Origin of the sequence: Vermiculatibacterium agrestimuris, from assembly GCF_943193085.1 — a bacterium.
Lineage (GTDB): Bacteria > Bacillota > Clostridia > Oscillospirales > Oscillospiraceae > Vermiculatibacterium > Vermiculatibacterium agrestimuris.
The window spans coordinates 1-11,058 of the sequence record NZ_CALPCU010000040.1 but is presented as its reverse complement, the minus strand read 5'-3'; the positions used below and the strand labels follow the sequence as shown (position 1 = coordinate 11,058).

The 11,058-nt window shown below is 60.8% G+C and carries 10 protein-coding genes; 9 read left to right on the top strand and 1 reads right to left on the bottom strand.

Annotation, left to right across the window (positions count from 1 at the left end):
- On the bottom strand, positions 1–1,057 hold a 1,057-nt coding region (locus NFR87_RS09945), incomplete at its 3' end, for an MBOAT family O-acyltransferase (RefSeq protein ID WP_251449272.1).
- A 139-nt stretch (positions 1,058–1,196) separates the two neighbouring features.
- On the opposite strand from NFR87_RS09945, the gene miaA reads away from it, so the two are divergent.
- From miaA to NFR87_RS09900, 9 genes are all read left to right on the top strand, one after another.
- Positions 1,197–2,117 (top strand): tRNA (adenosine(37)-N6)-dimethylallyltransferase MiaA, encoded by a 921-nt coding sequence (miaA, locus tag NFR87_RS09940; RefSeq protein WP_251449270.1) that lies wholly within the window; start codon positions 1,197–1,199, stop codon positions 2,115–2,117.
- Positions 2,108–2,899 carry a helix-turn-helix domain-containing protein gene (locus NFR87_RS09935; RefSeq protein WP_251449268.1) on the top strand — a complete coding sequence of 264 codons (792 nt, stop codon included), beginning with the start codon at positions 2,108–2,110 and terminating at the stop codon, positions 2,897–2,899. Before miaA ends, NFR87_RS09935 begins: the two co-directional genes overlap by 10 nt.
- Before the next feature lie 77 nt (positions 2,900–2,976).
- Positions 2,977–3,579, top strand: coding sequence for a rubrerythrin (rbr, locus tag NFR87_RS09930; RefSeq protein WP_251449266.1), 603 nt, complete (start codon positions 2,977–2,979; stop codon positions 3,577–3,579).
- A gap of 142 nt (positions 3,580–3,721) precedes the next feature.
- The gene (locus tag NFR87_RS09925) at positions 3,722–4,381 is read left to right on the top strand and encodes an S-layer homology domain-containing protein (RefSeq protein WP_251449265.1); all 660 of its coding nucleotides are present in this window, start codon (positions 3,722–3,724) and stop codon (positions 4,379–4,381) included.
- Positions 4,382–4,499: 118 nt separating this feature from the next.
- A complete protein-coding gene (gene trkA / locus NFR87_RS09920; RefSeq protein WP_251449263.1) occupies positions 4,500–5,864 on the top strand; it encodes a Trk system potassium transporter TrkA in 1,365 nt (454 codons plus the stop codon).
- A gap of 13 nt (positions 5,865–5,877) precedes the next feature.
- Positions 5,878–7,335: a TrkH family potassium uptake protein gene (locus NFR87_RS09915; protein ID WP_251449261.1), complete on the top strand. Its 1,458-nt coding sequence runs from the start codon at positions 5,878–5,880 to the stop codon at positions 7,333–7,335.
- 27 nt (positions 7,336–7,362) lie between these two features.
- Entirely contained in the window at positions 7,363–8,283 is a 921-nt protein-coding gene (locus tag NFR87_RS09910) for a LysR family transcriptional regulator (protein WP_251449259.1), read from the top strand.
- A gap of 329 nt (positions 8,284–8,612) precedes the next feature.
- A complete protein-coding gene (locus NFR87_RS09905) occupies positions 8,613–9,782 on the top strand; it encodes a hypothetical protein (protein ID WP_251449257.1) in 1,170 nt (389 codons plus the stop codon).
- A 12-nt stretch (positions 9,783–9,794) separates the two neighbouring features.
- Complete coding sequence (locus NFR87_RS09900; protein ID WP_251449255.1) at positions 9,795–10,964, top strand: amidohydrolase; 1,170 nt, start codon at positions 9,795–9,797, stop codon at positions 10,962–10,964.
- The last annotated feature ends 94 nt before the right edge of the window (positions 10,965–11,058 follow it).

Here is an 11,058-nt window from a genome sequence, read left to right as displayed (position 1 = left end):
CCGCTCCCCGGAGGGCCCTCCGGGGCTTTTCACTCAGGCTCCCCGCCACCTGATAGAGGCCGTTGAGGAGCCCCCACACCAGGAAGGACAAAGCCGCCCCATGCCAAAGGCCGCTGACGGCAAAGACGATGAGCAGGTTCCGATACTTCCGCCCTGTGCCCCGGCGGCTTCCCCCCAGGGGGATGTACAGGTAGTCCCGGAACCAGGAGGACAGGGAGATGTGCCACCGACGCCAGAACTCCGCGATGGAGCGGGAGAAGTAGGGGGTGCGGAAGTTCTCCATCAGGGTGAAGCCCATGGCCTTGGCCGAACCCACAGCCATGTCCGAATAGGCGGAGAAATCACAGTAGATCTGGATGGAAAAGGCGCAGGCGGCCAGGATGACCTGGAGCGCGCCGTAATTCTGTGGGGCGGCAAACACCGTGTCCACCACCACCGCCAGCCGGTCTGCCAGCACCAGCTTCTTAAACGCCCCCCAGAGGAAGCGGAGCAGCCCCTCCTTTAAGTTTACATAATTAAATTTATGTAAACTATTAAACTGAGGCAGCAGCGACGGCCCTCTCCCAATGGGGCCGGAGAGCAGATAGGGGAAAAAGGAGAGGAACAGCGCGCATTTGACAAAGCTCCGCTCCGCCGGCAGCTTCCCCCGGTACACGTCGATGAGGTAACCCATGGCGGTGAAAAAGTAAAAGGAGATGCCCGCCGGAAGCAGCAGCTTGGGCACTGCCGGCGACCAATCCAGTCCTGCCGCCCCCAATATCCCCGTTACCAGCGACAGGCCAAATTCCAGATATTTGAATACCACAAGAGCCCCGATAAAAAGGCACAGGGCCCCCACCAGCACCCCCCTGCTCTTCCGCCGTTCCAGAGCCAGCGCGGCAAGGTAGCTCACCAGTACCGCAGTCAGCAGAAACAGGAAGTATGACCGCCCGGCGCACAGGTAGAAAAACCAGCTGCATCCCAGCAGCCAGAAATTCCGGAGCCTTTGGGGCAGAAGGAAATAGACCAGGGCGGCCACGGGGAAAAAGAGAAAATAGGACGGAGACAAAAAGCCCATACACGTCTCCTTTCATCAACATTTGATATTTTATTTTACTTAATTCTCCCCCAACTGTCAAATCTCTTACCGATCGCCTTGTCCTTTTTGCCCTTTTCTGCTACAATACAAAAAACGGCCCCTGAAAGGAGGCGTTCTCATGTCCAAGCCCAAGCTCATCGTCATTTTAGGCCCCACCGCCTGCGGCAAGAGCGGTCTGGGCGTATCGCTGGCCAAGGCGTATGGCGGCGAGATCGTCTCCGCCGACTCCCGGCAGGTCTACCGGGGTCTCGACCTGGGCACCGGCAAGATCACGGCGGAAGAGATGGAGGGGGTTCCCCACCATCTCCTGGACGTGGCCCAGCCCGGAGAGCAGTACTCCGTGGCCCGGTTCCAGACTGAGGCCTACGCCGCCATCGACGGCATCCTCGCCCGGGGCCGCCTTCCCTTCCTGGTGGGGGGCACCGGGCTCTACCTCCGGGCCGTGGCCGAGGGCTACGTTTTCCATGACGCCCCCCCCGACCCCACCCTGCGCGCCGCTCTGGAGGCCCTGCCCACAGACGCCCTCCGGGACAGGCTCACCGCCGCCGGCGTGGCGCTGGACGAGGACTGCTTCCACAACCGCCCCCGGCTGGTTCGGCTCATCGAAAAGCTGGAAAACGGTGAGGATCCCCACGCCGAGGCGGAGCGCGATCCCCGCTATGACGTGCTCACCCTGGGGGTGACCTACCCCCGGGAGACGGTCTGCCGCCGCATTGACCGCCGGCTCTGGGCCCGGCTGGACGCGGGCATGATCGAGGAGGTGGCAGACCTGCGCAAAAACGGGGTCTCCGACGAATTTTTGGAGGGCCTGGGGCTGGAGTACCGCTACATCCTCCATTACCTCACCGGAGCGCTGCCCACCGTGGAGGCCCTGGCCGAGGAGCTGGGCCGGGCCATCAAGCGCTTCGCCAAGCGGCAGGTGAGCTGGTTCAAGAAGGACAGGGACGTCCACTGGCTGGACATGGACGGCGACCCCATCGCCCAGGCCCGCGCCCTTCTGGACGCCTTCCTGACGCAGGAGGGCCCGTCATGGAGCTGACCTACAACGCTCCCGCATACCGCCGCACCGCCACCCACATCTACCTCCTCCCCCACCCCGTCCTGCGGGGGATGGTGGCCCACTACACCCTCTGCCTGACCTCTCCCGAGGGGGCGGAGCACGGGGATCTCCTCACCCTGGTTCCCGACGCCTCGGGCTGCCTGGTCTTTGAGCTGTCCCCCGGCGGCCTCACCGGGCAGCTCTTCGGCCCCAGCACCCGGCTGACCACCGTCCAAAACGACCTGGGCCTGTGTCCCTTTCGCTTCTTCGTGGAGTGTCCCCCCGGCGGCCTTTACGGCCTCACCGGCCTTCCCCTGTGGGAGCTTGCCGACCGGGTGTTCCCCCTCTCCGATACCGCCCCCGAGCTGGAGCGGGCCGTGTCCGACGCCTTCCGCGCCGCCGAAAGCCTGCCCGCCTTCGTCCGGGCCGTAGATTCTCTTCTCCTGGCCCGGCCCCGGTTCGAAAATCCCGCCGGGCCTATGCTCAGGGCCCTCTCCGCCGGAGAAAGCCCCGCCGGCCTGGGCTGGTCGCCCCGGCACCTGTCCCGGCTGCTGCGCCAAGGGGCCGGTATGGGCGCCAAATCCTTCCTCCGGGTGACCCGGGTCAACCAGGCGGTGCGCCGCCTGTCGGCGGGGCCTGTCCCCCTCACCTTCCTGGCCCAGGAGCTGGGCTACTACGACCAGTCCCACTTCATCCACGACTTCTCCTCGGTGATGGGTCTGTCCCCCGGGGCCTACGCCGCCCATATGGCCGATTTTTACAAGGAACCGCTGAAGCTGTGAGCCCGGTTTTGAAATAATTGGAATAAAGCACCGCAAAACGGACATGCTGATACCATCTACACAAAGGGGGTATCACCATGTCCGTTTCCTTTGAAAACAGTGAGACCAAACGCAATCTCCTGCGCGCCTTCGCCGGAGAGAGCCAGGCCCGCAACCGCTACACCTTCTCCGCCGGCCTTGCCAAAAAAAACGGCCTTTATGTGGTGGAGGCGGTCTTCCGCTTCACCGCCGACCAGGAGATGGCCCACGCCCGGGCCTTCTACGACTATCTGGAAAAGTGCTCCGGGGAGAACATCGCCATTGACGGGACTTATCCCATCGACCTCTACTCCACCGTTCTGGAGCACCTGCGGGCCGCTCAGCACAACGAATACCAGGAGTACGAGCACGACTATATGGCCTTCGCCCACATGGCCAAGGACGAGGGCTTCCCGGAGATCAGCCACCTGTTCTCCAACGTGGCCCGCATCGAAAAGGTGCATGGCGACCGCTTCGGCCAGTTCGCCGATCTGCTGGAGCAGGGCAAGCTCTTCGTCAACGAAAGCGCCTGCGAGTGGATGTGCCTCAACTGCGGCTATGTGGTCACCGCCGAGCGTCCCCCGGAGTACTGCTGGGTCTGCAAACACGACCAGGGCTACTTTGTAAGGGTGGAAATGGTGCCCTTCCAGATGAAAAAGTGAAGGAATGCGGCCTCTCCCACGGGAGGGGCCGCTTGCTTTTGCGGAAAGGACGCACTGTGTCATTTTTTCGTTGCAGTTCGCTCTTTTTCGTGGTAAACTATCATTAAAAATAGATAGAGTAATGAGAAAGGATCGATGACCGATGAAAAAGCGCGTAATCTCCACCCTGCTGACCTTCGTGATGGCCCTGAGCCTCCTCCCCGCCGCCCTGGCGCAGGAGGAGACAGTCCCGGAGGCCGCGGCGCTTCCCTCGGAGCCCATTTCCCAGTCCCCCTTTGACGATGTGGCTCCCAACGCCTGGTACCATGACGCCGTGCTCTGCGTCTATGACCGCGGGATCATGAACGGCACCAAAAAGAACACTCTCTTCAGCCCCGAGACCACCATGAGCCGGGCCATGCTGATGACTGTGCTGGCCCGGTATGACGGCGTGGACACCACCGGCGGAAACACCTGGTTCGTCAAGGGCCAGGGCTGGGCCGTCCAGAGCGGGGTCTCCAACGGGGTGCTCCCCGACGCGGAGGTCACCCGGGAACAGCTGGTCACCATGCTCTGGCGCTATGTGGGCCAGCCCAAGAGCGAAGAGAGCCTGGCCGGCTTCCCTGACGCCGATCACGCCAGCCGCTACTCCCAAACCGCCCTGCAGTGGGCGGTGGAAGTGGGGATCCTTACGGGAAAGAAGAACGGCCTTCTGGAGCCCAAGTCCTCCGCCTCCCGGGCGGAGGTGGCCGCCGTGCTTATGCGTTTCTGCGAGTTGGGCCTGGAACGGCCCCAGGAGCCCGAAACCGAACCCGCGGAATAAAGCCCGCCGCCCCGACCTCAACTGAGGCCGGGGCGTTTTTTCCTCTTGCAAGAAAATTCCTGCGTGATATAATAAATCATTAAGCTTCCAACTATCCTAACGCGAAAGGCGGAAGGTCATGAATATCATCATCGTTGGCGACGGCAAGGTGGGGGCCGCTCTGGCCGCCCAGCTCTCCACCGAGGGCCACGACGTCACCATCATCGACTCCAACCCGCTGGTTCTCAGCCAGAGCGCCGAGCAGTTCGACGTCATGGCGGTCACCGGCAACGGCGCCTCCATGGCCACCCTCCGGGAGGCGGGGGTGGAGCGGGCGGAGGTGCTCATCGCCGCCACCAGCCGGGACGAGCTGAACCTGCTCACCTGTCTCACCGCCAAGAAGCTGGGGGCGAAGCACACCATCGCCCGCATCCGCAATCCGGAGTACTCCGACCAGCTCATCGCCATGCGGGAAGAGCTGGGCCTGTCCCTGACAGTAAACCCGGAGCAGGCCGCCGCCCACGAGGCCTACCAGCTGCTCCAGTTCCCCTCCTTCCTCAAGCGGGAGTCCTTCACCCGGGGCCGGGTGGAGATCGTGGCCATTCCGGTGGACGAGCATTCCAAGCTGGACGGCATCCCACTGACCAAGCTCTACGACATCGCCCGGGTCAACGTACTGGTCTGCGCCGTTGAGCGGGAGGATGGCATACATATCCCCGGCGGCTCCTTCGTCCTTCATGCGGGGGACACCCTCTTCGTCACCGCCGCCCTTCAGGATCTGGCCCTGCTGGTAAAAAATCTGGGGCTGGTGGAGCATAAGGTAAAAAGCCTGCTTATCATCGGCGGCAGCCGCATCGCCTTCTACCTGGCCAAGCGCTGCCTGGACAGCGGCATCGCCGTGAAGATCATCGAGCGGGATCACGAGCGCTGTGTCAAGCTGGTGGAGTCCCTCCCCCGGGCCACCGTCATCGAGGGGGACGGCTCCCGCCAGGACGTATTGGACGCCGAGGGGCTGCGCTCCTTTGACGCCGTCATCACCCTCACCGGCATGGACGAGGAGAACCTGGTGCTGTCCATGCTGGCCAGCCACCTGGGCGTGGGCAAGGTCATCACCAAAATCAACCGCATCGAGTACTACGACGTCTTCCGCAAGGTGGGCATCGGCTCTGTTATCAGTCCCAAGGGGCTGTGCTGCGCTAACATCGTCCGCTATGTCCGGGCCATGTCCTCCGCCGCCGGCATCGACAGTGTGATCTCCCTCCACTCCATCATCGACGGCCAGGTGGAGGCTCTGGAGTTCCTGGTGGGGTCGGAGACCCGGCACCAGCGGGAAAAGCTCATGGATATCCCGCTGAAAAGCGGCATCCTCATCGCCTGTATCACTCACCAGGGCCGCACCATCATCCCCAAGGGCGACAGCAGCTTCACCGCCGGGGACACCATGATCGTCGTCACTGCAGAGGGCCGGATCATCAACGATCTGGACGCCATTTTCGCGGATTGAGGAGCGCTTTCACATGAACGGTAAAATGATCGGCAAGCTGCTGGGCTTCCTGCTGCTGCTGGAGTGTCTCTTCCTCTTTCCCCCCGCTCTCATCTCTATTGTGGACGGGGAGCAGGCCGCCCTCCGGGCCATTTTCACCACCATGGCCCTCTCCGCCGGGGCGGGAGTGCTGCTGTGGAGCTGCTGCCGGAAGGCCCAGCGCCGCTTTTATGCCAGAGAGGGCTTTCTCATCACCGGCCTGGGTTGGATCGTCCTCTCTGCCGTGGGCGCTCTCCCCTTTCGTCTTTCCGGGGAGATCCCCCATTACATCGACGCTTTTTTTGAGACCGTCTCCGGTTTCACCACCACAGGCGCCTCCATCCTCACCAATGTGGAGGCCATGAGCCGGGGCTTGCTGTTCTGGCGCTCCTTCACCCACTGGTTGGGCGGCATGGGCATCCTGGTGTTCCTGCTGGCGGTGGTGCCCATGGGCAGAGGGGGTTACAGCGTCCACCTCCTTCGGGCGGAAAGTCCCGGCCCCTCGGTGAGCAAGCTGGTGCCCAAGCTGCGCCAGACCGCCGCCATCCTCTATCTCATCTACATCGCCCTCACCGTCCTGAACGTTTTGTTCCTGCTGGCGGGCGGCATGTCCCTCTTTGACAGCCTGTGTACCGCCTTCGGTACCGCCGGCACAGGCGGCTTTGGCGTCAAAAACGACTCCATCGCAGGCTATTCTCCCTACATTCAGACCGTCTGCACCGTCTTCATGGCCCTTTTCGGGGTCAATTTCACCGTCTACTTTCTCCTCCTCATGGGCAAGTTCCGCCAGGCCCTGCGGGGCGAGGAGCTGGGGCTTTACCTCACCATCATGTTGGGCGCGATGGCCATCATCACAGTGGATGTGCTCCCCCTCTACGGCGGCAGTATCCGCTCCGCCCTCCACGACGCGGCCTTCGCCGTGTCCAGCATCATGACCACCACCGGCTTCGCCACGGCAGACTTCAACCTGTGGCCTCAGCTCTCCCGCACCATCTTAGTGGTGCTCATGGTGGTGGGCGCCTGCGCCGGCAGCACCGGCGGCGGCATCAAGTGCGCCCGGATCGTCCTTCTGTTCAAATCCCTGGGCGCCCGGATGCGCCAGATGCTCCACCCCAGAAGTGTGAACCTGGTGCAGATCGAGGGCCGCACCGTGGAGGCCGAGACCCTGCAGGGCGTCAATACCTATATGACCGCCTACTGCGCCATCGGCGTCATCTCCCTGCTCCTGCTCTCCCTGGACAACTTCTCTCTGGAGACCAACCTCACCGCCATGCTGGCCTGCCTCAACAACATCGGCCCCGGCCTGGACATGGTGGGCCCCACCGGTAACTACGCCATGTTCTCCCCCCTTTCCAAGCTGGTGCTCATCCTGAATATGCTCCTGGGCCGGCTGGAGATCTTCCCCCTGCTCATCATGCTCTCCCCCCGCACCTGGAGCCGGGCCTCCAACTAAACTTGTTCAAAAGAGGAGGGATCAGAGATGCAGCTCCAACAGCTCTACTACTTTAAGGAGACAGCTGAACGGGGGAGCATCAACAAAGCTGCAGAGGCCCTGTTGATGACACAGCCCAACTTGAGCCGTTCTCTTCAAAAGCTGGAGGAAGAATTGGGCCTGAAGCTGTTTTCACGGGACAATAAAGGAATCCAACTCACCGAAGAGGGCCAGCAGCTGTATCAGCACACCTGTGGAGTTTTGGAGCGGCTGGAGATCATCAAGCGGATGTCCAGAGAGGAGATCCCCCGTATGCTTTCCGTGTCCGCTTTTCCCACCCTTACCTCCACACGGATGCTTCAAGAGCTATACAAGTGGTACCGGGAGAAGAGTATCCAATTCACCTTCCGGGAGAGGCGGCTGTCCGAGATCATTGAGGACGTTCATCAACTGCGTTCAGAAGTGGGCGTCATCCACATCAATCCCATTCAGCAAAGCCAGGTCAACTGCCTGTTGCGCAATAAGCAGTTGGAATTTCATCCGGTGGATACCGATATCTGGCACGTCTACTTGGGGCCTAATAGTCCCCTTTATGAGCGGGAAGCGGTATCCATAGAGGATGTGTTTAAATATACGGTACTGCGGTATCCGGATGATGACTTCTCCATCCTCACCTCCCATGCCATGGTCAACGGAGAAAGCCTCCGGAAGCGCACCAAGCGGGTCATGCTGTTTAACAACGAGGGCGCTATCATCAGCCTGCTTCGCACTACGGATGCGGTAATGTTTGGCATGCGGTGGAAGAACCGGGAATTATACAGCGAACTGGGCATCGCCTGCAAGCCCATCCTGGACTACCGCATGGAGATCACCGTGGGCTGGGTCAAGCGGCAAAAAGCGCCGCTTTCTCCTGAAGCGGAGCGATTTATAAGCGTGCTGAAAAGACACTACGGGGGACAGATAAAATAACTGCATAACCAAGAAAAAAGATCTGCCACAAAACAGTTGTTTTGCGGCAGATCTTTTTTGCCCAAAAAGCATAACACCCCTGCAAAATCCAGTTCACTATAACTTGTAAACATGACTCTGTTTTGCCTAACTCAGATTAGGCAGGGAATCGTTCTCTTGTTATAATTGTTGAGAAATCTATGTTCCCGCAGGAAGATACTGTTGAAAACAGACAAAAAAGGAGTGGTGCCCATGAAGAAATGAGGGAGGATCCCCGCCGCAGAGGAGAGGACGGCGGGGCGCGGGAAAGAAGAGAGAAGTAATTAGTACGACAAAAAGGAGGAATTTTTATGACTGCAGTACAAGCCTTTTGCGTTCTTTTGGCCATCTTCGCCCTGGGCGAGATCGTAGCGGAAAAGACCCGGGCCATCCTGTCGGCCACCCTGGTGATCGCGGTAGTCCTGCTCATCGCATTCTGGTGCGGCCTGCCCGCCGACATTTTCGACACGGCGGCGGTGACCGGCATCGCCAATGTACTTATTGGCATTCTGATCACCTCCATGGGAACCATGATCGACTTCCCGGAGCTGAAGCGGCAGTGGAAAACTGTGGTGGTAAGCCTGGTATGTGTGATCTGCGGCGTGGCGCTCATCGTAGTGGTCTGCCCCCTTCTCATGGGGCACGACATGGCCATTGCCGGCGCCCCCATCTTTGCCGGCGCCAACACGGCGGCCCTGCTGATGACCAGCACCCTGACAGAAAAGGGGCTGGCCGATCTGAGCAGCTTTGTGATCCTGGTTCTGGTGGCCCAGAACTTTGTGGGTATTCCTGTGGCCTCCATCCTGCTTCGGAAGGATGCCCAAAGCTTTTTGAAGGACAAGGGGAACATCGCACTCTACGCCCACGGTGACGCCGCCGCTGCCGCCGGAGAGGCCAAGCGGAAGCTGTTGGAGCTGCCCAAGTCCCTGAACAAGCCCTCTATAAAGCTTCTGAAGCTGGGCCTGGTGGCGGCCCTGTCCCAGTTCTGCGCCGGCCTGACCAATGGCACGATCCATTTCTTTGTATTTGCCCTTCTGTTCGGTATTCTTTTCAGTGAGCTGGGCTTTTTGGAGAAGAATATCCTGCCCCAGACGGAGTCCAATGGGATGATCGTCTTTACCACCACCGTGATCATCTTTACCAATCTGGCCAATACCACCCCCCAACAGCTGATCGATATGCTGGTTCCCCTGCTTCTGCTTCTGGTCACCGGCGTTGTGGGCGTTGCCGTATCCGGCCTCATTTTGAGTAAGGTTCTCCATATAGCCCCCGGCATGGCCATTTCCCTGGGCCTCACCTGCACCTTCGGCTTCCCCACCACCATGTTCATCCCCAAAGAGGTGGCCAACGCCATGTCCTCCAACGAGGAGGAGCGCATCGCCATTGAGAATTATATGCTGCCCAAGATGGTCACCGCCGGCTTCGTCACCGTCACTATCTCCTCTGTCCTCATCGCCGGCGTCGTTGTAAAAATGCTGTAAGGAGGAATGGGTATGGTTCTGGAATTATCAAAAAAATACCAGCCCTATATGGTCGAGCTGCGGCGCCATCTCCATATGCATCCGGAGCTCAGCCTGCAGGAGTTCGAGACCTCCAAGCTGGTTCAGCGGGAGCTGGAAAAGCTCGGCATCCCCTTTGAGGTGATCCCCGGCTCCACAAGCGTCATGGCCACCATCCAGGGCGGCAAGCCTGGGAAGACCATTGCTCTCCGGGCCGATATGGACGCCCTTCCCATCCAGGAGCTGGGAGAACCTCCCTATAAGTCTCAGGTGGAAGGGTCTATGCACGCCTGCGGTCACGACGGCCACACCGCCGCCCTGTTGGGCGCCGCCCACATCCTCATGGATCTTCGGGAGGAGATCGCGGGTACGGTGAAGCTCTTCTTTGAGTCGGGGGAGGAATTCGGCGGCACCGTCCAGATCGCGGACAAGGAAGGTTACCTGGAGGGCATTGACCACTGCTTCGGCATTCATATCTGGGCCGACATCCCGGTGGGCCGTATCTCCTGCGCCCCAGGGGCCCGGATGGCAGGCACCGACCTGTTTACCCTGAAGATCACAGGTAAGGGCGCCCACGCCTCCACGCCCAATCAGGGGATCGACGCCATCGTGGCGGCCTCCTCTATCGTAATGAACCTCCAGACCATTGTCAGCCGGGAGCTCTTCCCCCAAGATGTCGGACTGGTCACCATCGGAAAGCTCACGGCGGGCCAGCGCTTCAACGCCATCGCCGACGAGGCCATTTTGGAGGGCAATCTGCGTTATTTTGACCCGGCGCTCAGCGACCAGTATCCGGTGATGATCAACCGCATCGCGGAGAACACGGCGGCGGCCTTCCGGGCCAAGAGCGAGATGATCCACCATCTCAAGGGAACTCCCGCCGTCATCAACACCGAGGAGAACACCGCCTTCGGCCAGAAGGTCGTTGCGGAGCTCTTCGGAGAGGACTGCTTCTACGATATGCCCCCCCTTATGGCGGGAGAGGATTTCGCCATCTTCATGGAGAAGGTGGGCGGGCTCTTCGTCTTCGTGGGCGGCGGCTTCCGTGACAAGGAATCCGCGCCGCACCACAACGGACACTTTGACATCGACGAGGACAGCCTTCGTATTTCGGCGGCCCTTCACGCTCAGTATGCCATCCAGTATTTGGCGTCTCACACCTGATCGCCATCTCTCCAAAACAGAGGGGGGGGGGGGGGGGGGGGGGGGGGGGGGGGGGGGGGGGGGGGGGGGGGGGGGGGGGGGGGGGGGGGGGGGG

What these genes read in the sequence shown, in the direction of transcription:
- NFR87_RS09925 (WP_251449265.1), top strand. Translation starts at nt 3,722, where the DNA reads ATGAAAAAGCGCGTAATCTCCACCCTGCTGACCTTCGTGATGGCCCTG.
- trkA (WP_251449263.1), top strand. Translation starts at nt 4,500, where the DNA reads ATGAATATCATCATCGTTGGCGACGGCAAGGTGGGGGCCGCTCTGGCC.
- NFR87_RS09900 (WP_251449255.1), top strand. Translation starts at nt 9,795, where the DNA reads ATGGTTCTGGAATTATCAAAAAAATACCAGCCCTATATGGTCGAGCTG.
- NFR87_RS09915 (WP_251449261.1), top strand. Translation starts at nt 5,878, where the DNA reads ATGAACGGTAAAATGATCGGCAAGCTGCTGGGCTTCCTGCTGCTGCTG.
- NFR87_RS09910 (WP_251449259.1), top strand. Translation starts at nt 7,363, where the DNA reads ATGCAGCTCCAACAGCTCTACTACTTTAAGGAGACAGCTGAACGGGGG.
- NFR87_RS09935 (WP_251449268.1), top strand. Translation starts at nt 2,108, where the DNA reads ATGGAGCTGACCTACAACGCTCCCGCATACCGCCGCACCGCCACCCAC.
- miaA (WP_251449270.1), top strand. Translation starts at nt 1,197, where the DNA reads ATGTCCAAGCCCAAGCTCATCGTCATTTTAGGCCCCACCGCCTGCGGC.
- rbr (WP_251449266.1), top strand. Translation starts at nt 2,977, where the DNA reads ATGTCCGTTTCCTTTGAAAACAGTGAGACCAAACGCAATCTCCTGCGC.
- NFR87_RS09905 (WP_251449257.1), top strand. Translation starts at nt 8,613, where the DNA reads ATGACTGCAGTACAAGCCTTTTGCGTTCTTTTGGCCATCTTCGCCCTG.